General features: G+C 23.9%; 22 protein-coding genes. 5 read left to right on the forward strand and 17 right to left on the reverse strand.

Annotated features, from left to right (window positions below; genetic code table 11):
- A partial coding sequence (locus ACTG44_RS20285; protein WP_102822251.1) for a replication initiator protein A occupies window positions 1–1,185 on the forward strand: 1,185 nt, incomplete at its 5' end.
- 1,026 nt (window positions 1,186–2,211) lie between these two features.
- A complete protein-coding gene (locus tag ACTG44_RS20290) occupies window positions 2,212–2,418 on the forward strand; it encodes a hypothetical protein (protein ID WP_479921708.1) in 207 nt (68 codons plus the stop codon).
- A 56-nt stretch (window positions 2,419–2,474) separates the two neighbouring features.
- On the opposite strand, the gene ACTG44_RS20295 is transcribed toward ACTG44_RS20290, so the two are convergent.
- From ACTG44_RS20295 to ACTG44_RS20320, 6 genes are all read right to left on the reverse strand, one after another.
- A complete protein-coding gene (locus tag ACTG44_RS20295; RefSeq protein WP_021383350.1) occupies window positions 2,475–2,861 on the reverse strand; it encodes a hypothetical protein in 387 nt (128 codons plus the stop codon).
- 19 nt (window positions 2,862–2,880) lie between these two features.
- Entirely contained in the window at window positions 2,881–3,585 is a 705-nt protein-coding gene (locus ACTG44_RS20300) for a geobacillin-26 family protein (RefSeq protein WP_021383423.1), read from the reverse strand.
- Between the two features lie 87 nt (window positions 3,586–3,672).
- Window positions 3,673–4,092, reverse strand: a complete 420-nt coding sequence (locus ACTG44_RS20305; protein WP_102822253.1) for a hypothetical protein — start codon at window positions 4,090–4,092, stop codon at window positions 3,673–3,675.
- Window positions 4,093–4,170: 78 nt separating this feature from the next.
- On the reverse strand, window positions 4,171–4,875 hold the full coding sequence (locus tag ACTG44_RS20310; RefSeq protein WP_021383420.1) for a DUF4367 domain-containing protein: 705 nt from the start codon (window positions 4,873–4,875) through the stop codon (window positions 4,171–4,173).
- Entirely contained in the window at window positions 4,868–5,416 is a 549-nt protein-coding gene (locus ACTG44_RS20315; RefSeq protein ID WP_021383439.1) for an RNA polymerase sigma factor, read from the reverse strand. Before ACTG44_RS20315 ends, ACTG44_RS20310 begins: the two co-directional genes overlap by 8 nt.
- A gap of 96 nt (window positions 5,417–5,512) precedes the next feature.
- Window positions 5,513–7,504, reverse strand: coding sequence for an AAA family ATPase (locus tag ACTG44_RS20320; RefSeq protein ID WP_021383351.1), 1,992 nt, complete (start codon window positions 7,502–7,504; stop codon window positions 5,513–5,515).
- Between the two features lie 198 nt (window positions 7,505–7,702).
- On the opposite strand from ACTG44_RS20320, the gene ACTG44_RS20325 reads away from it, so the two are divergent.
- Window positions 7,703–8,233, forward strand: a complete 531-nt coding sequence (locus ACTG44_RS20325) for a helix-turn-helix domain-containing protein (RefSeq protein WP_021383392.1) — start codon at window positions 7,703–7,705, stop codon at window positions 8,231–8,233.
- 36 nt (window positions 8,234–8,269) lie between these two features.
- Here ACTG44_RS20325 and ACTG44_RS20330 read toward each other — a convergent pair whose 3' ends face one another.
- Together ACTG44_RS20330 and ACTG44_RS20335 are read right to left on the reverse strand one after the other, a co-directional pair.
- Window positions 8,270–13,624: a DUF960 family protein gene (locus ACTG44_RS20330; RefSeq protein ID WP_235684374.1), complete on the reverse strand. Its 5,355-nt coding sequence runs from the start codon at window positions 13,622–13,624 to the stop codon at window positions 8,270–8,272.
- A gap of 27 nt (window positions 13,625–13,651) precedes the next feature.
- Window positions 13,652–14,614, reverse strand: a complete 963-nt coding sequence (locus tag ACTG44_RS20335; RefSeq protein WP_172693291.1) for a hypothetical protein — start codon at window positions 14,612–14,614, stop codon at window positions 13,652–13,654.
- Window positions 14,615–14,994: 380 nt separating this feature from the next.
- Here ACTG44_RS20335 and ACTG44_RS20340 point away from each other — a divergent pair, with 380 nt between their 5' ends.
- A complete protein-coding gene (locus ACTG44_RS20340; RefSeq protein ID WP_021383418.1) occupies window positions 14,995–15,363 on the forward strand; it encodes a BlaI/MecI/CopY family transcriptional regulator in 369 nt (122 codons plus the stop codon).
- 12 nt (window positions 15,364–15,375) lie between these two features.
- Entirely contained in the window at window positions 15,376–16,617 is a 1,242-nt protein-coding gene (locus tag ACTG44_RS20345; protein WP_021383427.1) for a M56 family metallopeptidase, read from the forward strand.
- Between the two features lie 46 nt (window positions 16,618–16,663).
- Here ACTG44_RS20345 and ACTG44_RS20350 read toward each other — a convergent pair whose 3' ends face one another.
- The 9 genes from ACTG44_RS20350 to ACTG44_RS20390 all read right to left on the reverse strand — a co-directional run bounded on the left by ACTG44_RS20350 (window position 16,664) and on the right by ACTG44_RS20390 (window position 22,740).
- Window positions 16,664–17,419 (reverse strand): hypothetical protein, encoded by a 756-nt coding sequence (locus ACTG44_RS20350; RefSeq protein WP_021383434.1) that lies wholly within the window; start codon window positions 17,417–17,419, stop codon window positions 16,664–16,666.
- Between the two features lie 305 nt (window positions 17,420–17,724).
- Window positions 17,725–18,522: a hypothetical protein gene (locus tag ACTG44_RS20355; RefSeq protein ID WP_021383349.1), complete on the reverse strand. Its 798-nt coding sequence runs from the start codon at window positions 18,520–18,522 to the stop codon at window positions 17,725–17,727.
- 80 nt (window positions 18,523–18,602) lie between these two features.
- On the reverse strand, window positions 18,603–19,286 hold the full coding sequence (locus ACTG44_RS20360) for a ThiF family adenylyltransferase (RefSeq protein ID WP_021383416.1): 684 nt from the start codon (window positions 19,284–19,286) through the stop codon (window positions 18,603–18,605).
- 4 nt (window positions 19,287–19,290) lie between these two features.
- Window positions 19,291–19,662, reverse strand: a complete 372-nt coding sequence (locus ACTG44_RS20365; RefSeq protein ID WP_021383437.1) for a hypothetical protein — start codon at window positions 19,660–19,662, stop codon at window positions 19,291–19,293.
- A gap of 23 nt (window positions 19,663–19,685) precedes the next feature.
- A complete protein-coding gene (locus ACTG44_RS20370) occupies window positions 19,686–20,297 on the reverse strand; it encodes a hypothetical protein (protein WP_021383417.1) in 612 nt (203 codons plus the stop codon).
- 14 nt (window positions 20,298–20,311) lie between these two features.
- Window positions 20,312–21,001 (reverse strand): prokaryotic E2 D family protein, encoded by a 690-nt coding sequence (locus ACTG44_RS20375; protein ID WP_021383400.1) that lies wholly within the window; start codon window positions 20,999–21,001, stop codon window positions 20,312–20,314.
- Entirely contained in the window at window positions 20,982–21,767 is a 786-nt protein-coding gene (locus ACTG44_RS20380; protein ID WP_021383367.1) for a hypothetical protein, read from the reverse strand. The genes ACTG44_RS20375 and ACTG44_RS20380 overlap by 20 nt, the downstream gene beginning before the upstream one ends.
- The gene (locus tag ACTG44_RS20385) at window positions 21,767–22,054 is read right to left on the reverse strand and encodes a hypothetical protein (protein ID WP_021383382.1); all 288 of its coding nucleotides are present in this window, start codon (window positions 22,052–22,054) and stop codon (window positions 21,767–21,769) included. The genes ACTG44_RS20380 and ACTG44_RS20385 overlap by 1 nt, the downstream gene beginning before the upstream one ends.
- An 11-nt stretch (window positions 22,055–22,065) precedes the next feature.
- The gene (locus tag ACTG44_RS20390; protein ID WP_021383394.1) at window positions 22,066–22,740 is read right to left on the reverse strand and encodes a hypothetical protein; all 675 of its coding nucleotides are present in this window, start codon (window positions 22,738–22,740) and stop codon (window positions 22,066–22,068) included.
- Between the last annotated feature and the right edge of the window lie 9 nt (window positions 22,741–22,749).

Below are 22,749 nucleotides of genomic sequence, written 5' to 3' on the forward strand. Positions count from 1 at the left end.
ATGGGAGATTATTTTACAGTAGAAGAAGATTTAAAACAATTACATATACAAATTCCAAAAGCTTTGTTTTATGAGGATAAATATATTAAGCCATCTGACAAGAAACCTCTTTCAGTTCAAGCTAAAATACTATATGGATTTTTATTAGATAGAACTAAGTTGTCCCTTTCAAATCAATGGTATGATGATAAAAATAGGTTATTTATTAAATGTGATCAGATCTCTATGAGTGAATTTTTAGGAGTAAGTGAGAAAACTGCACGTGGTTATAAAAATGAACTTATAAATTTTGGATTATTAGAAGAAGATAAAACAGGGCAAGGCAAATCTAATCTTTTATATCTTAAACAGGTTGATGTTAAAATAAATAAACTATCATTGTATATAGATAAATTTAAAGATAATGTTGAAGAAAAACGCATACTTGAAAGAGAAAGAATTTTAAAATATAGAGAAAAAGAAGAAAAAAATAAGTCCATAAACCTTAAAAATACTTTGAACGGTAGTTTTTACCGTTCAGAGAAAAAACTAAAAAAAATCTTGAACGGTAAAAACTACCGTTCAAGAACAGTAAAAACTACCGTACAAGAACGGGAAAATTTACCGTATAGTAATACTGATTCTAGTGATACTGATTTTAAGGTTGTTGTTGATGAAGAAAATAAAATCAATAAAATTGAAAATCTATATGTTAAATTAAAAGTTGATAAAGAAGTAAAACCAGGAATGAAAAAATTGATAGAAAAAAACATTGATAATTTAGATATAGAAATTTGGGAACAAATTTTTATAAATGTTTCTGAAAATGATATTAAGAAAAAATACAGCTACATAAAGAAAATATTAGAAAATTTAAAAGAGAAAAATATTAAAACAATTAAAGAATTTGAAAATGATAATAGATTATATAATGAACAAAAATCTAAGAGAAAATATTCAAAAAATAAATTTGATAATTTTAATGGAAGTTTAAAAAATAAAAATGAAAATTATATTAATGAAAAAATAAAAGCCTCTCAAGATGTAAAGTATGGAGAAAAAGAAGATATTTTAGAAGAGGATGATAATATTAATAAAAAAGTTTATGAAAAGGCAGTAGAAGATAAATGGAATTGTGGAGCACCAATTAAAAAAATTGCAATAGAATATGCAATAAAATATAATTTACCATATCCCAAAGAATAAATTTATATTTTATTAAGTTACTTTACTTGTATTATGTCAAATACAACTTACTTATGTATAGAAAGATTCTTCAAAAGTTTATATTCTATCTCATATAGTAAAATTAGATTAATTAGTGTTCAATTTGAAATGGGGGAATAGACTTTTATGTATTACAAAGAAAAAGACAAATATACATATTACATAATATTTATAATTGCCTTTCAGATAACGCTCACATTTTTAATGAGTTATTATTTGAAATCTCTTGATAGAGATATGAATATAGAGATATCTTTTATATTGTCTGTATCTTTAGTATTAAGTGAATGTTTTTTATTTACAATTTTATTTGGGTTAATAAAACGAGAAAAAATTAGCCTTAACACTGAATTTTCAAAAGAATTTAGGATTTTTCGGATATGTTTTAATATTCAAATTTTTGAAATTATGTATTTTTTCCTTTTTATAAATTATGATTTAGAATTTTGGTCTTTAAAAATTGGATTTTTTATAGAATTTCTATTTTTTCTTTTAGCATATTTTATTATTATATCATATAATTTTCTTAAAAAAGATGCTAGAAATGTTGTAACTAATTATTTATTGAGACTTGAAGAGTGCTTTCCTATTATTTTAGGCATTATGATTATATTAGAATTAAAATTAAGAGGTCTTTATCCTGGTAATTTTATTACTTATTTATACCTCTTATTGATTTTCATTTCAAGTATTGTAACATTTAAGAGCTTAAAAAAGAGATCTCTTAATAGAACAAATACAGGTTTTGAAGCTATTTTATCTATTTTAATTTTTTTAATGATAATTATTGTATTTTTTATATTGATTCTTTTTCTAATTATACTGTTACAAATAAAATCTAATTCATTACAAGATGATACTAAACTTTTTTGTTATGCTTTTACTCTAATTATAGCAATATATATATATATATTACTATATGCATTTTCTGATTTATTTAAGTTTAAATTTTTTGAACTAACAAAACTCTTAATCTACTTAATACTTTTTTTATCTTATATTCTTATGAAATTGGAGTTTTTTCATACAGATATTTTAAATAAAGCTTTTAAAATTATATCAGAAGATTCTTTTACTGAAGCACTTGTTACTTTCGTAGTTTTTGATTCTTTATTTCAAAATGGGCTTTGTTTATTTGAAGATTTAAAAAGTAAATATTATATTAAAAAAGCAAAAAAAAGTGCTAAATTAACATTTAAAAAACTTAAATAAAAAGAAATATCTAAAAAGATATTCCTTTTTATTTAGAACATGTAAAATCAACAAAATTATTTTAGTCTACTTATTAGATATTCTTCGCTTTCAATGCTTAAAGCTTTTAGATATATACAATAAGAGTTTTCATTTGTGAAAATTTCGATAATATTATCTTGTTTATTAACACTTATTATATCTTCAAATTTTATATGGTTTTTAGTATTTTTACCTCTGAAAATATATTTGTTATCAATTAAAATATCATCATCTGTAATTGAAATATAAAGTTTATTTTTATACTTTATTAAAAACTTATATGTTTGTTCAAAATAAAACCCTGCAAGTAACAAGAATAGAAAAGTTACTTTGAATGCACATATTATCGAAAATATTATCACAAGAATACTTGTAATATATATTTGTTTGAAATAACCCCTATCATAATAATTTATCAACATTGAAAACCACTCCTATAATTTATAACATACTAAATAGTCTGTCTGCTTCTTTTCTATACTGAAGAGAATCATAAAACTTATAAGCAGCACTTGAAGCTCCACCTATAGCTGTAAAAATACCAATAACAGCTCCAACACCTGTTTCAGCTGTAACTCCAGCAATAGCTAACCCAAGTTTAGTAGTATCCATACCACGAGAAGATGCATTTTCTAGTTTTCTGCAAGAATCTACTGCATCTTTAAATCTGTATAGATTAACTGAGTTCTTACTTGTTTCTGTGCGACCTTTAAGTGAACCTTTTGTATTTTTTATTGACCATTTCTTTCCATTAGCAGCATAATAGATTTTAGAAAATCTTGAAGAATTTGTAATTTGAGCTTTTCTTGAAGATATACTATTATCATTATCATATGAAGATGTATCGTTAAGATCAATATTTATATAATTCTTTTCAGCAGTATTTAAATTAACTTCATCTCCTGTAATTATATTATTAATTTTATCATATGTAACTACAGTTTTTGTATCATTACTAATTACTTCAACAACTCTTTTTTCACTATTATCTTCAAGAATATTTACAGAAATATTTTTATCTTGACTTAATATTATGTTACTGTCATTATTACTTAAAGCGAATGTACTAACTGGGAAACTAGAAATCATAAAACTACTTATCAAAACCAATGATATTGTACGCATTTTTCTGTTTTTTAAACTCATATTTACTCCTCCTCTAATGTAAAACAAATTTTTATTTTAATATTTTTATTAAATTTATAAATATCCAAGATTTTATGGAATTTATAACTAATAAACTCTAATAGGACTGAATATTGTTTTGCTCTCATTTCCTGCTTTTACAGTTACCGATAATCTATAAGAATGTCCTTTTGATACACTAACATCTTTAGATAAACTACAAGAACTTTTTTTAGAATTTGACCAGGTAGAAATATTGGTCCATGTTCCAGATTTATTTTTTTGTTGTAATTTTGCTGTAATAGATGTTGAAGTTCCTAATTTACCATCTACATAACATGAGATATGAGCTTTTCCAGAAGTAATTTTCAAATCACAACCAGCTCCTTTAATATTTACCATAAAAACAGTTCCATCTTCTAGATATTCACTAGTTTCTAAAGGCTCATATGCCAGTGCTTGTATTCCAAATGATGAAATAAGTGTTAAGGCACAAGCTCCTGTAAAAAAGATTTTTTTATAGTACAAAAAACCACCCCCTTATTTTCTTTACACTTAGATAACGAAATAAAAAGGTGGTTTGTGACACTTTCTGTAAAAATTTTTTTATTTTATGTTTTCTGCAATTTTCAGTAATTCTTCTTTATAATTTTTCAAGTGTTCTTTGTTGATAGAATCTAGATATATAGTATATGTATCTTTTTCATCATTCCAAAATAAAATTATAGTATCGTCTTTGACAACATACTTAGCTTTATTTTTGTTTATAGTTATATTACTTACTTCTGCGTTTTCTGTGTCTATTATTACAGAACTTGAATTAATTTGATTTGAACGGTATCTTATTTCATCACCTTTGGTATTTTCATATCCAATAAAAATACTTTCTTTAGAACTTTCTCTTTCAACTTCTTTGAAACCCTTTGGTATATATTTAGGTTCTTTTAATATAAAATCAAGTTCCTTATCAGTTTGAATATCTTTAGAAAAAATAAATTCTGTCAAATCTTCATAAATTTCTATTACAATTTTGATAAATTGATTTCGAAGAGCATCAACACTCATAGTTATTGTGAATAATCCAGTTACAACTATTAAAAATACAACTACAACTCGTTTTAAATAGATAACAGTATATTTAATGAAAGGATTTCTTTTTTCTTGACGAATTAGTTTTTTCATCTTCCTTTCAAATCTTTTAGAAAAAACATGATTTAATTCTTCGTCTGGTGGTAATTGATCTAGAATAATTTTTTCAGCATTTGAAGCATGTCTATAAAGCATCTCATCTGTAATATTAATTTTACTCAACGCTTTGCACCTCCAATTCAATTAAGATTTCTTTCAGTTTCTTTTTTCCTCTTTGTATTCTTTTACGTACATTATCCTGTGATATATTTAGTAATTTTGATATTTCAGCATCAGAATAATCATGACTAAATTTTAAGAGAATAACTTGGCGATAATTTGGTGGGAGATTTGCTATGGCTGTATCAATTTCATCATAATCTTCATTATTATTTTCAATTAGTGATTTTGATATTTCAGTATTATAGAAATCATCTTCTATTGATACTATATTTTGTTTTTTTCTCTTTCTATATAAATCTATTGCTGTTCTCTCAACTATTATAACGATAAAAGCTTTTGTTTTGGGACAATTAACTTGATTAATTTTTGATAGGTTTTTTATTATTTTTATAAAAGAATTATGTACAACATCTTCTGATAGATGCTCATCTTTTAATATATTATTAGCAGTATAAAACATTATTTGTTTATATTGTATGTAGATTTCTTCAAACTTTAATTTGTCATCTTCTGAATCAATTAATGATAAATATATTAGCATAGAATATGTCTCCTTTAAATTTTAACTCTACAATGGTACACCATTACATTATAACATTAAAAGGGAGAGGTATTATAATACCTCTCCCTTTTAATGTTATATTCTATGAATATTTATACTATTGGAGAATTCTTCTAAATTAAAGTGATCTAACACTCCTATTAGTATTATATTATCAAAGTATTTATTTAACTTATCAATGTTCTTAAAAATAAATGTTAAATTGTCATGGTCAAGTAATTCTAAATTATCTAGAGCAAGTAATTTAAAGTATGAATCATTGCTTTGATAGATAGCAGCCATCAGAGCAATTAAAAATATCAAGCTTTCACCAGTTGATAGAGCTTCAAAAGATATCTCTTTAGAGTTCATTATAAATCCAAAATCAACCTTATTCTTTTCATTTTTAATAAAAACAGTTTTATTATTAATCCCAATTTCTAATAAAACCTGGTTCATCAAATGTATAAAAGGTTTTATACCATTATTGATTAAATTGGATTTTTCTTGTTTTAAAAGCTTCTCTAATGATTTGTAATGTTCTAATTTTATTTCTTTATCTTCTCTAATAGATTCATTTTTTTCTAACAATATCATATTTTGTTTTATATCTAATTGTTGTTTCCATTTATCTTTTAAATCAATTAAATCTTTTTGAGATAAAGATAACATTTTTTCAAGTAAATCTATATTACCAGAGTTATTAAATAATTTAAGTGCATGCTCATATGCTTCCAACTCAGCTGTTAGATTATCTATATTCAGAATTTCTTTGTCAATATTATTAATTCTTTCTTTTATATTTGATAATTCAATGTTATTTTCTTTTATCTTATTTTCTTGTTCACTAATTGTTTCTAAAAGACTATTTTTAGTTTTACCAATTTCATGATAATCTTTTCTAGCTAAATTATACTTATTTAATATATCATTATAAATATTGGAGAAGGATTTTAATTCATCGTTTAAGGCATTTATTGATGAATTAAAGCCTTCCATGTTGTTACAGTATATATTTTCATCAATAATACATTTTTTCAATTTATTTCTCTCATTTATTGTTTTTATTAAATCATTATTAGTTTTAATTTTATTTTCTATATTAGTTTTTTTATTTTTAATTTCAATACCAGTAAGCTCTAGAGATTTTAAAGTATTATTTAACTCTGTTAGCTTTGTATTAATTTCATTATCAAATTTAAAATCTTGTAGTTTAAAAATATTTTTTTGCAACTTTTCCTTTTCACTATATAGGTCTTTCTTTTTATCTTTATTTACTTCAATTTTATTTTTGAGATTATTATATTTGTTTAATATCTCAGATTTTTTTAGAGTTTCTTTTTTTATATTATCTATATCATTTCTTAATTTATAAATTTCTGACTGCTTTTTTTCAATTTCATTATCTATGTTATTGTTTATATCAATTTTTGTATCACATTTTAATGATGTTAACTGAAAGATAATTGCTTTAATTTCTTTTATATCATTGGATATAATCTTTTTATTATTTGAAACATAATCTAATAATTTATTAAGATTTTCTTCAAATGAATATTTATCTTGATATGCATACATCAACTCATTTAATATGTTTTCTGGGATAATACTATCTAATTTTGAACTTAGATAATGTTTATCATACTTACCAGTCGATATTAAAGAATAAATTAGTTTAGATTTATCATTTGAGTTTAAAGAAAGAAAATTATTAATATCAAAAAAAGTTGTATTTATTCCAAGTTTATCTATTATATCTTTGTTTTTACCACTAAGTTTACTCTCTTTAGATTCTGAAAAATACAGCTCTTCACTACCACTTGATTTTTTTGAATTCAAGGATCTTTGTATAATTCCATTGTCTGTATATAATTTTACAGAAAATCCATTTTGATATTTTGATATTTTCATCATATCAGATGTTTTTTTATCGCAACCAGGTATATATCCTAATATTGCAAATATAAGACTTTCTAAGATAGATGATTTTCCTACTCCATTTTTACCTGTTATGACTATTGGCTTTGATAAATCTATTGTTTTATCATCATAACATTTTACATTTGTTAAGTTTAGTTTTTGAAACATTTTAATACCCCCTATTTTGTTAAGCTGATAAATACAGCTAATTTTTATTTGCTAAAATACATAGCTTATACTTTTATTTCTTCTTATAATATGGGGCTATTTAAAAAAAAATTTGAAACTTTTTATATTAACTACAGTAACATAAAGTATGTTACTGTAGTTAATATAAATATTTGTTGAAAGAGGTAAAAATAAATAATGAATATTGCTGAAAAAATAGAATTGAAGAGAAAAGACTTTGAGTTTACAAAAGGACAATTCTGTAAATATCTAGGAATACATAGTAGTACATACACAAGGATACTAAAAAATAAGATATCTACAACAACTTTAGTTAGTATTTGTAAAATCTTGGCATGGCCATTAGAAGATGAAAAAGATAAAAAACTCATCTTTGTAAAGAGTAAATTAAGGATTACATCATTAATAAGCATTCCATTAGCCTGGATAATATATCTAAATGTTAAAGAAAAAGATAAATTTAGATTAAGACTTTATAGTGATAAAATTACAATAGAAAAAAGTATAGACAATGAAGGTCCAGAAAATAATTTAATAGATGAAGTAGAAAAATTAATATACTTTCACCCTAATTCTGAAGGAAGAGTAAGTCCACGAATATTGATACCATTAAAATGGAGAAGAATATTAGAAATAAAAGAGGAAGATATTTTTACTATAAGTATTTATAATGATAAAATAACACTGAAAAAAATAGATAGATTATAAATCTATCTATTTTTTAAGTTTTATACATTATTTTATTTAATATTCACTACTTAATAGCATTGTAACATGATCAATATCATCTATTACAAAGATTGTTTTTTTAGCATCTATTTCAAAATTCACATCCGTACTTTGTTCTACTTTATAAGTAGATGTATACTTAGGTATTTCTTGTTTATGTGTAACAGACACATAACTAGAATTAATAGGAGTTATATCAAATACTTGAAGATAATCTTTTTTTATCTTTAACTCATCTATTAAATTCCACATAAATATTTGTAATTTAATTGGAATCTCACAATCTACTCCTTTAGTAAGGAACCTTTTGCCTGTAAATAGATAATTACTATCTGTTTTATCTTTTATAGGCATATTGTCAGGGTTAGTTATTAATTCACTTTTTTCTACTGCATTATGCTCTAAGTTGTTTTCTTTTATTACAGTATTTCCAATTCTTAACTCATTTTCAAGTTTAGCTTTTGAAATCATAAGAGTTTCTAATTTATCATCTTCTGTAAACTTATTTTTTAAAACTTCCTTAAGAGATACAAGTTCATCTTTCTTACAAAAATATATTCCTTTTAAGCTCTTTAATTTATCTGTGCTAGTTTTACTATACTCCATAAAATATTTAATTAAAGTCTTAGGAGTTTTCAAAGCAGAAAATTCAAATTTATAGTTATTACCAAGTGAAATAAATTCCCTAACTTTATTATCAAATGTAAACTCCTTCTCATAAACTATATTTAGGCCATAAATTTCACCTAAAAAACCAACTTTTCCACTATCCATAATTTCTCCAAGAGTTTCTATAGCTGTTTTATTATCAAAATAAGTTTTTCCATCTAATGTTATTTTAAAATCATTAGAATTAGAAGCATATACCTTAATATCTTCTTCTAATTTAGATATTGATATATTTAAAGCTTCTATAGAGTTTTCTATTGACTTTATATCTTGTAAAGTAAGTAAATTTTGATTTAAAAATGCTTTTTTGTTTAATTCAATTATCTGAATTTCTCTATTTATTTCACATAATTTTAAAATTCTATCATCAGAACAAGCACATGCTTTTGTTTCGGCATAACTCATAAGCTGATTACCTATATCTTCAGCAGTTCTAGAAGATGAAGAATTATTAAGAATCTGAGCTACATATTTTGCTTTTATTTCTATTGTCTGCCACGAATATGCATCAAAAGAACCCTCAACTACATATCTAAAAATAGATACTTCTTTATTTAAATTTCCTTGTCTTAATATTCTACCTTCTCTTTGTGAAATTGAAGAAGGTTTCCAAGGCACATCTACATGATGAAGTGATTTTAAATGTTTTTGAAAATTAGTTCCCTCTCCCATTTTAGAAGTAGAACCAATTAATATTCTAATAATACCATTATTAAAATCATCAATAAGCTTCTTTCTTTTTTCTGGTGTATTTGCATCATGTATGTATGCTATGTCTTTTTCTAAAACATTATTTTTTAGGAGTTCATTTTTTATATCATCATAAACATTATGTGAATTACCAGTAGGTGTTCCTAGATCACAAAATACTAAATGTGTACTTATTTTATCTTCATGATATAAAGAAGCTATATTTTCACCAACCTTTATTATTTTTGGTGATATACCACTAATTCCAACTAATGCAGGGCTCACAGCCATTAATCGACCATCTGTAGTTACATTTAACATATTATCTATTCTTGGATTATATGAGCCTTTATGAATTTTTTCTGCACGCTCTACAAGAGAATTTATATATTCTCTCATTTGGCTTGTAGGTTTTATAATTTCTACTATAGGTTTTCCTTCTGTCACTTTAGGAATATCTAAGTTTTCTATATCACAGATATTAACCACATCAGCAACTTGTCTAAATATATTAACTAATTCTGGAACATTACAAAATTTAGCAAACCTCTGTTGAAATCTAAAACCTTGTCCAGTTGGATCTACTTCCATTGAAGAAATGATTGAACCAAAGGTACTCGCCCAAGCATCAAAAGTATCTACTCCATAATGTTCTAGAGAAGGTTTATTTAAATAAGTAAGTAAAGTATACATTTCACAAATACTATTAGAGATAGGAGTTGCTGTAGCAAATGTAACACCTTTATTTCCATTCACAGATTTAAAATATCTTAGTTTATTGTATAAATCCTGAGTTTTCTTTGTTTTTAAAGAAGATATTCCAGGTACTTGCATAGTAGTATTAAAATATAAATTTTTAAAATTATGAGCTTCATCTATAAATAAGTTTGTTATACCAAGTTTTTCAAATGAAAGAAGAGCTTCATCTTTGTGCATGTCATTTAATTCCTTAATTCTATTTAAATAACTTTCTTTTATTGTTTCAAGTTTTTTTATAGAAAAGTCAGGACACTCATCTCTATAATACTTAAGCGTTTTATTTAACTCCTTTAGGTCTGATTCTACTAACTTTAGTTCTGTTTCAGCTTCTAAAGGTATTAATCCTAAAACAGAATGTGGAATTATTATACTATCCCAGTTACATGTAACGATTTTAGCTATAATTTTTCTTCTATTGGCTTTAGAGAAATCCTTTGAAGTAGTAGCTAAAATATTTGCTTGAGGATATAAATTAAAATATTCTTTGGCAAATTGTCCAGACTCACAAAGCGAATTTGGTATAACAAATAGATTCTTATTACCTCTTTTTGAATCTATTTTAGATATCCTATTTAATTCTTGTGCAGCTGTAACCATTGTATAAGTTTTTCCTGAACCAACACTATGACATAGAAGGGTGTTACAATCAGATGTAACTATTCTACTAGCCGCTTTTAATTGATGTTCTCGCAATTTTATATTAGGATTTATTCTAACATCATTTAGTATGTTTTTGTATTCTTTTTCTTTATAATCTATAAACTTTTCATTGTATATATCAAGTAATTCTTTATGAATATAGCTATTGCTTGTTACATAGCTATGAAAAGCTATAAGCCATTTATCTAATATATTCATAGCAAGTTGAGTTTCTTCTAAGTTTTTGACAGAAACTTCTTTACCATTTTTTGTTTCTTTATCAGTGATAGTTATAGTTTTCATGTTTAATGCTGCTTCAACAATAGATAGAGATTTTCTTCTTTTTGTACCCCATATGAACTCATTTTTATTTATAGGTATATAAGCAGAACAATTTATTGAATAACCAAGGTGTGTTGAATATAATAGTTGAATTGAATTTTTTCTAAGCTCTAATGTTTTTTCAATAAAATCAGATTTTACATTTGAAGGTATCCAAGTAGATGAAATATTAAAAAATACATCTGTCTCATATTTAGGCTGATTAGCTTCTAGTGCTTTAACATTTACTAAGAAAGCATTATTTTTTATTGATGCTTCTTTGGCTACTTTTAATTTTTCTTTAACATATCCACATAAATAACTATTTCTATCCACTAAATCTCCTGTCAAAGGGTCAATATAAGCAAGTTGTTTAGATAATAATTCATCTTTGATATTATGATATGATTTATTCATTATGCTACAGATATAATCCATATTTAAATATCCATAATTATTGAATGCAATCATAATAGCATCTTCTATTTTTTCAGGATTTTTTTCAGGCTTTGATTTACCTATAGTTCTTTTTGAGAACATATCAGCTTTTTTATATGTATCATTTTGCTTATCATATATTTCCAAAGATGCTACAAGATAGTATAAAGTATCCTCAGATAAAAGCTTCTTATTTCCTCTAGAACTTATGAAACCATATTCATTAATGTATTTATCATATTTAGTATTTAAGTTTCTCTGAAGGGCATTTAATTCGTTATCTGTACAGTTATTAAGTTGAGCTTGTATTATATTTTTTATAGTATCTTTAATTATTATAAACTGTTTCAACTTTTCTTTTCTTTTACCAATTAAAGAAGAAGGAATAAGATATTTTCCTTGCTTTTGATAAATCAATTCATTCTCTAATATGAACTCACCTTCTTTTAGTTCATCATCAGTACAAAGCGTTAATTCTTCTTCTTCATACATATATGCATCATTTAGAGGTGTTTCATAGATATCTGAAGGAAAGTATTTCAATAATTTATCATAATCACTAATAGATAAACTTTTTGTACTTTTAAGAACTTGTTTTGGACCAAATTGAGAAGAAACTATTTCCATCTCACCTAACATCATATGAGGATTATTTTTGTAATAATTATTTATATAGAAATCTTCATAGTTGACAACATCTATCCAGTTCTCAGAAGATAATTTATTTTTGTTCTTTCTTAAAAATATTATATCTGTAGTTGTATCTGTATCACAAAAAACTTCAATTGGTAATCTTATAGAGCCTATAAAATCACATTTTTCATTGATAATTTTTCTAATAGCAGTATCTGTTTTATCTAATGTCCCAGATGCTGTTATAAATATAATTAATCCCATATCTCTGACTTTTTCAATTGATTTTACAAAGTAATAATCATGAACATTTAAATTATATTTATTTAGATACTTATCCTCTACATCATATGGATGAATATTACTAAATGGAACATTTGTTATACATAAATCAATACTTTCATTTTTTATTTTGCTATCTTCATATTTAATATTTATTATTTTAGAAGATGGATATAAGTGTGTAGCAATATCAGAACTTAATTTATCCATTTCAATACCTAATATTTTAGAATTATAATACATATCTTCAGGCATGAATCCTAAAAATCTACCTGTTCCACAAGCTGGATCAAGTATACGGCCTTTTTCAAAACCTAATTTATTCAATACTCTATAGATAAACTTTATAACTATTGCAGGAGTATAGAAACTAGTTAAACATGAAGCTTTTGCACTGTCATAGTAATCACCTAAAAGCTTTTTTAATTCTTCATCACTTTTAGAACCTTCAGTAAACTTTTTTGAAAGACCACCCCACCCAACATACTTAGATAAAATAGTTTTATCATTAAGAGTAATATCCTTTTGTGAGTTATTTAATTTATTTAATACAGTTATAGCATTTAAATTATTTTGATAACGGTCTGAGTTATTAGTTGATAGATTTTCTCTTGATAAAAAGAAATCAGATATATCTGATTTCTTCTCACTAATTTTAGATTTTAGATTTGTAATTTGTTTAGTAAAATTATTTTGAAAACAGTTGTTTAAATCGTTCCTATAGGATTTTTTTATATCTTTTTTAATAATTTCTTTTGATTTATTATTGTCATTAGAACTTTTTATATTATTTGTTCTATCAAAATATAAATCAAATAAGGAAATTTGGTTTTTGATAAGTTTTTTCTTTTTATTTGACTTTTTTTTTGTTTTATTATGATTCCCATTTTGATTTATTTCATTAAATTTAGTTTTAAAAAAATTTATTAAATTACTCATTGTTTTCTCCTTATAAGTTAAATTATTTTATAATGTTTCTGCATACTGTATTAGAAGTTTTATTTCTTTATTATTTAAGCTTTTTACTCCTTCTAAATTGAGATCAGGGAACAATATGTTTATTGCTTTTGTTATTTTTTCTGGAATCTTCTTTTTACACTCTGCATATTTAGTTGACAATACTAATCTTTCATTTGAATATTCTTTTTTATTTATTTCTTCATCATAATTTTGAATAGATTTAAGATACTCTAAATCAACTGCATCTATGATTTCATCATTATCAATGCTTATAAGTTTACAGTTTAAAACATTAGCATTTAATGTTCTTGCACAATTGATGATTTCTTTAATTTCTTTATCATCATCATAAAAATAAGGAATTGTCATAATTGCCATCCTATATCCAGATGAACCAGTTATATTAGTAATTGGACAATTAAATTGAGGTAATTTTTTTAAAGCATTTCGTTGGCTTAAAGATTGAGCTTTTCTATCAGCAAGATTTTTATTAAATAAATATTGTCCTAAAGCTCTTTGAATTTCTGTATTTTTTAAACTTACACATATTTCTAATGTTGAGTTAATAGGCAATACATAATTGTCATCAGTAAGTTTTGAAGTACCTTTTTTAAAAATTTCACCAGCTGTATAATCTTCAGAAATAATATGGCCAAATGAATCTAAAAGATATGAATCTACATTAAAACTTACTGTTGCTTTAGTTACTATTTGATTGTTATTATAATTTGAAACTGCTAGTGAGGTAGAAATTACTTTAAAAATTGAACCATCATCATTATTAATAATATATGGATTTTCTCTATAATCTCCATCAAAATAAATTTTATCTGGTTCAAAAATACTTGCTCCTACTAGTTTATTTACATAAAATACACCTTTTAAAGTAAGACTTACTCTTTCATCTTTATCAAATACAATTTGTTCTAACTCTTCAGATAATTTTAATGAAATATTTATTTTTTTCATAATGTATTCCCCCCATTTTATGTAGCTGATTTATACAGCTTAAATTTAAGTTGCTAATTAATAGCTAATTTTTTTATTACATACAATATGGTTCAATTTTTAAAGTTTTTTGAATAAAAATTTGATTATATACTATGACATTTCATTTAACAGATTTTATAAAGTAACGAAAAGATTTTGAGATACTAGAAATTCTGGAATTGTAATGATATGGTGTTATATATCAATATCGCAACAATAGAAATTAAATATGGAGTGTAAAAAATAGAACTTTTTTACTTCATCTCTTTGTATTAATATAATATTTATATAACATGATATTTATATATTGACTTTTAGACATATGTCTAATAAAATAAATTTAAAGGTGTGTGATTAAATTGAAAAAAATACCAAAATCTGAATTGTTAGTTATGAATTTTATCTGGGATAAAGATATGGATAAAATACCTGCAAGAGAAGTAGCTCATTTTATGGAAGATTATCATGAATGGACAAAAGGGACTACAGGAAAAGTTCTTTCTCGATTAAGCGACAAAGGATTTCTAGAGTTTGAAAAAGATGGTAGAAATACTGTGTATACTGTTAAGGTTAAACGTGAAGAGTATTTGAAGTTTGAAACAAAAGATTTCTTTAAATTTATGCATAAGAATTCTATGCATAGCTTTATTTCATCACTAGGTTGTGAAAATGAAATATCAGATGATGATATAAAAGAGCTTGAAAAATGGATAAAAAAAAGAAAGTAGGAGAATTATCTTATGGAACTTTTTATCGAGATTTTGAAATTAAACATTTATATAAGTGTACCAATTCTTTTGTTTATTTTATTTACTAAAAAAGTAAATAGATATGGTTATAAGTTTTATTATTTAATGTGTATTTTAATAATATTTAGAATGTTATTTATATCTAAAATAAATTTAAATATATTGGCTATCAACAATAACATAATTAAGAGTTATAAACATAGTATTGATAGCTATATATCATATGGTTATAGTATTAATCTAGACATATTTATGTATATTTGGATACTAGGTATTATATTAATATCTTTTTGCCATCTAAAAGCTAATTATAAATTTTATAACTATGTAGAAAATTTACAAGAAGAAGTTTTGGATGCAGATATTATTAATGTATTAGATGCCCAAGTAAAAAAATTAAATATAAATAGAAGATTTAAAGTATATAGAGTTAAAGGGATTTATTCTCCTGCTATTATAGGATTAAGAGATTATAAAATAATAATTCCAGAAAAAGAATATAGTAGTAGAGAGTTAAACTTTATATTTAGACATGAATTAGTTCATTATAAAAGGAAAGATAACTTATTTAAAGCTATGGTTAGTATTGTATGTACAATACACTGGTTTAATCCAATTTGTCATTTACTAAAGAAACAATTTAATGAATTATGTGAATTATCCTGTGATGAAATTGTAATTGATGAATATACTTCAAGTGAAATCGAAGAATATGCATATCTAATATTAGATACAATAAAATATAAAAAAACATTAAAATATTCAACATGTGTATCTCAGTTTCGAAATGAAAAAAATATTATTTTAAAAAAGAGGTTGAATCGTATGTTTAATGAAGATAAAAGGAAAATTAATCTAGGTTTTAAGTTTTTATTAACTTTTATAATAGTTGGGTCTATGTTTTCTATTAATGCTAATTCTGAGCCAAATGAAAATATATTAGGAGATACTGATGGTAAGATTAGCTATAATAAAAATGGAGAGACATATGGTCCATCTGTAACAGATTCAAATGGAAATCTAATTGAGCCAGAACTTATACAAGCTCTAGGTATAGGAAAGAAAGTAGGGTATGTAAGACAAAGAGATTTGTACGATTGTGATAATCAACCGAGAACACCAGAAGAAGCCGTTTTATATACAAGAAAAAGAAGTTTTAATATATTTAAAAAAAGTATACCTCTTTATGATAAAGAAGGTGTGAAGATTATAGGAAGATTTAAAGTTGATTAAAATAAAAAACTGATAGAAAATAATTCTATCAGTTTTTTTATGTATATTATAAGTCTATATGATATTCTCCTATAATAGTTTCTCCATCTTTATCATAAAGAGGTATACTTTTATATTTTTCATTAGATTTTGCTATTTTATTCATATAAGCAACAGCTTCTTCTGGTGTATTTGGTTGACTGTCTTCAGAATATAAATCATCAAGAGATACATAACCTTCAATATCACCTACGCCAAGTGCTGATATCATATTCTTAGTTTCATATAAATATTGACGTTCTTTTAGTTCTTCATTTGAGATCTCTATATCTAAACTCTTCATAGTTGCAATTGGGCTTTGTTTTGCTCCAACTGTTTTATATCCACTTCCATTATAAGCTTTAGTAGTGCCTTTTGTATAATATGTTCCTTTTGAAGTAGTTGATCCTGTTGTAGCTGTAAATCCACTAGTTTTATTTGTATTATATTTCCAACCAGTAGTTTTAACAACAGTTCCATTTGTATTATATAGATTAGCATGTGCACCCATTATTCCACTATCAACAGATCCAGATTTGCAAGTTATTGTGGTAGCACCTGTAACACCTGCAACTAATTTTGCACAACCTGTATGATTAGTATAGTTTTTACCATTAGCTGTAAATGAAGTAGTACCACTAATTGCTTTTGAATCAATTGAATAAGAACTAGGCTGTTTAGAATGTGTATTAATGTTAATTGTATCAGCAAAAACGCTAGTAGAAAATAATGACATAACAGCTAAAGAAAAAGCGAATGTTTTTTTAATATTTTTCATATTCATAAAATAAAACCCCTTTTATAGTATTTTTAGACAATTGTCTTCCTTAATTAATATAATATTAGACTAATGTCTAAAAGTCAACTACTTTTTCCATAATATTACAATTTATCAAAGTGTTTATTAAATGAGAATAACCTAAAAAGAACATCAGACAAATAGGTAAGCTAATGGAAGAAATAAAAGAGAATTATTCAAATATTATGGTGTTTAGTCAAAAGAATAAGCAAAGCATTCAACCATTTAGTAATAAATAGCTAACAAAAAAGTCAAAAATGATATAAAATCATTTCTGACTTTTTTTAGTTCTATAAGTTAAAATAAGACTTATAACTTTTATTTAAATAAATTTCTAAATACCCTAAAATTATAAGTATAATACTATTTATGTTAATTGAATATGATTGAAATCCGATTTCACTAAGAATGAAGTATGTGTATCCATCTTTTATATAACAACTATTATAATCATCATCTAAAATAGGAAAAGAACAATTGATTAAATTTATTATATGTTTACTAAATGTTGTATTAATAGCAATTACATAAGAATCATTCTTATAATTTGAAAAAAAATCATCATGTGTAGCATTCTCGCCTATATCATCCTCTAAAGCAATAATGAAAGATTTAAATATCTCATAATCTTCATGACTAGATGGCATGTGTTCAACACCTAAATGACTAAGTGATTCATAACAAAACTTTATCTTAAAAAACTTCTCGAAATTTTTAAATAAATTAACAATGATATCTAAATCATAATTTGATGAACAATAATCATCGCAAAAGTCAAAATAATCTTCTAAATGATTTTGTATTTCACCTTGAATAACAAAGTCTATATCTTTTTTTAGAACTACATTATTTTTTATAAAATATTCTAATACTGTTTTGCAGATATATAAATATTCTAAACTATATATTTCATGGAACATATAATTTATTGAAAATTTTTTTGAATAATATTTTATAAGTTCATCTAATTGGAAAGTATGATTAATAATATCTAAGTCTAAATTCATACATATTTTTTTATATTTTAAAAGAAATTTAAAAAATTCTCTAAAAGCAATTTTTTCAGTATATCCAATATGTTTAAGCAATTGCTTTACCTCCTAGTATAATAATATAAACAAAGAAGCCTTTAAGAGCTTCTTTGTTTGTGCTATTTTTATTTGTTATTTTATAAAATAGAAACTGTATCTGAATTAAATACAAATAAATTTTTATTAAATTTATTTAAGCAAATGATATTATTTGTTATTATGAAAGCAGTTGTAGCACTTAGAATATTAGTTGCAAAATTTTGGGGATGTTTTTGTATTTCAGAACAGGAATATGTTTCATTTTTAACCTCTTCTTTTGAAGTCAAAATCTCTGGGAAATAATTGCAAACAGGTGGATGTATTATGTTATTTTCACATTTAACACCAATTACAGTTTGTCCAGTTCTTTCATCTCCTTCTCCATTACCAGTATCAATGTAAACTAGAGAATTAATACAACTATCATAAAATACATCATTTAAAACGATACGTGCTTTATTGTTATCAACACATCCAATAAGTATAAAATCATTTAAAGAATTTTTAATTAAATTTACAACAAGTTTTTTATCAACTAAATACTCATCAATAAAAGATACTTTTATACCTAATTTATTATATCTATTTGAAAGGACCTCTGCTTTATTTATACCTAAATCTTTAGAAGTAAACTTTTGATTACGATAATTTTTAGATTCAACTATATCACCATCAATGAGTATAATTTCATCAATTTTTTTTTCAGAAATGGCCAGTTGAGATAGCAATGTAATTAAATGACTTCCTGTTGCTCCACATCCAACTATTATTATTGAAATCATAGTACTACCCCTTATTTTTAAAGTTGCTATATGTAGCAGATAAATAAGCAACTATTTTATCATGACTAGGTTCCAATCTCCAATCAGGGGATTTACCCAATTCCTCGTATCCAAAAGTATAAAGTACTTCTTCTGTAAGACCTTTTATCTTTATATTTTCTATATCTTCTTCATTGTCTATTTCTTTTATAACTTTACCAAACACTTTTACTATAATCTTTGTGTATTCTTTACATTCTGATTCAAGCTTTAAGTATTTATTTACATTACCTGTATTATTTTTATTATCATTTATACTAGGTGTATTGTTTTTGTCCTCTTTAGGTTTTTCATTTAAATTTTTTAATTGTTTACTAAATAATTCTGTAAAATTCATTTTTATTTACCTCCATAAATGTATTAATTAATTATCTTCATTGCAAATTTTTTATTAAAAAGCTGAGGATTAAATAAATCTTCAGGAGAATACCAATATAGGCTTACAATATTTTTTTTATATTTAACAAAACATGCTAAATATTGAGTTAAGAAACAATCATAAGTAAAATTATAATATTCTGTTACTATAGGATACTTGTTTTTTCTTAACCAAAATTGTTGCATTTTTCTAGTCCAATTTTTAGGAAAAGAAATAATTTTAAGTTTGGTATTTTCAGTAATTTCTTCTTTTATAACACATACATTTCTTTTATCTATTTCTTTTAGCTCTTTCTTTGTTGATATTATAGGTGTTTTTTCTAAATCTGCACAATATAGATATAAATTTAGACTAGAATTTTCATTAATTAAATATTCTGAGAGATTCTCTATGTCTTCAATGATAAATTCTAAATAATTACCTTGATTATCTAATAATTCAAATAACATAGCCTTCTCACAAGAAACATATAAGTCAAAGAGTCTATTTGCATTGACAGCTTCTTCTATAATTTTTCCTTTATCATTAGTGTATTTTATATTTAATGAATTACGTTTTATTTTGAAATTATTTTTTCCACATATTAAAATCACATTTTACCTCCAATTTATAATTTATTTTGAATAAGTTTTTTGGTCCATTCGTTATAAGTATAATTTTTAATTAATAGATTACTGTCAAATTGTTTATGATTTAGATATTCTAGTAATTCTAAATAATCTAGATTTTGTGTGTTATTTTCTACAGAAAAGTAGTCAATAGTATTTGCCATGCTAAAAAAGATATTTGGTACTAGAAAAATATTTTCTATTTTGTTGAAATCTAAATTAATTTGATTAGAACCTAAACAAACATTTCCATTGTTATATACATTTGAAAATGGATAAATAAATAATTGAGTATTTTCATTTATATTTTTTGTCTTGGATACTGATACATATAATTTACTAAAGATATTATTAACAATTTTTATTGCAAACAATAAATTTGGCATACCTATATCACTATAAAAATCTTTACCAAAACTCATAGGAGCAGATAGTTCCTCTCGAAGTATAATATAGATCTTTGTTGTTTTATTTAATTGAATTGTCTGAATAAGTTTCATGTTATCTTTTTCTTGATATATAGGACTGAAGAAAGGTATATCTGACAGGTTTTTTAATTCAGAAGATGAGAGTATACTACTTATAAAATCTGAGACAAGCAATGTTTTAACTCTTTTTCTTCCATTATTATTTTCTATAAGGTTAACTGTGTTACTATTCTCTATTAATTCAAATAATATAGTTTTCATTATATCTCTCCTCCAAGATACTTAATAAAATCAATATAAAAACATCAGTTCTAATTCCTGATTTACTCAGAGTATTTGTAGAAATACGTAAAAAAGTATATCCGCTTGAACAATAGCAATCATCACCATAATCATCTATAAACAGGTTTTTTATTAGTGATATTATATTATTTTTTATAGCAATATTAATAGCTATAACCATGATATCATTAGTAAAATAAGAATAAAATTCATCATGAAATGTATAAGTATCTTCGATTTTTTTGGAACTAATTTCTAAACAATCTTCTATATACAAAATAATATCTTCAAATATTTTATACATATTAGTATCATTGTACATAAGAGTTTTTTCATAACGAGAAGTGATTAGATCATAATAACTAGTAAAAATATGATTAATATTACAGAAGCTTTCAAGTGTATTAAATAATTCTTCAACTAACTCAAATGCATTTTCATCTTGAGTAACTTCTGAAATCATATCACTAGTGCTTTTAAGAATAATGTTGATAATATTTGTATTTATCATATTAAAGTTTTTTAGATATTGTAAGATGATTTTATTTCTATTTACACAACAATAACAATTATTAGATTTTAATAAACTAATATAAAAATCTAAAGCATCATTAAATGATAATTTCATATTAATAAATTGTTTTGTATTGATATAATTTTCTTTGAAAGAGATCTTTATTTTTGAAAGTTCTTTTAGATTATACATCAATATATTTTTCTCAGATTGGCCAATATGTTTAAACATTAGTATATTTCCTCCTCTTCATCAGTAGATTGAGGAATTGATGATAAGTTTTCTTTTAAATATTCAAATTCAATCATGTCATTTATAATATGGTTCTCTTCAACATTATCTATAGATAGCATAGAAGATACTTTAACAAAAATTCTTGATGGTATCTTTTTTAATACTTTCTCATTAATTTTTGGAAGGGATGAGCACATTTCTAATAAATTTCTTATTAATATATCATCTCCTGATAATTCTATTTGGGAGTCCAAATTTTTTTGTAGTTCATCAAAATTAATCATATAAATCACTCCTAATTTTTATAATTTGATTTTTTTAGTTTATTTTCATAATAATAATTACATTTATGAAAATTCATACAATTATTAATTGTTTTATTAATAAAATCACAGCAAGGCATATTGAATCCTAATAGCTCATACAGTGAATCATCATAATGACCACAATTTATACATTTTACAAGATGGATTTCTTCGTCCAAAAGTCCTAAAGCATTTTCTTTAGAAATTATGATATTTCCATTTGTTCTACTAGATTTTAAATAAAGTAGTACAGCTGATTTTTTTTCAGCATTTTTTTTAAATATAGTTTTTCTAAATTTAATGTCTGTATTATTAGAGTGATTTACTTTAAATCCTAAATAGAATAGAATTTTTTTTACCCCAAAGATATTACCATCTTCCATAAGTATTTTTATGGTATTTTCTTTAGTAATGGTAATAATATCATTTGAATTGTCTGGTTTTGAATAAAATAAAGCAATTTCTTTTTCTATATTATTCTCTTTAATTTTTAATTTTTTTAATATAGTGTTTGCTTTAGCTGGATATCTTACTGGGAATCCTAAATTGAATAAAATTTTTTTTGTCTTAAAAATATTTTGTCTGTTAATCTCATTAAAGTTTTTAAATATCTCACCTAAATCTTTTCGATAGAGTGAAGATAATAATAAAGATTTTGATTTCATTAAAAAAAC

This window comes from Clostridioides sp. LIBA-2809 (assembly GCF_056688965.1).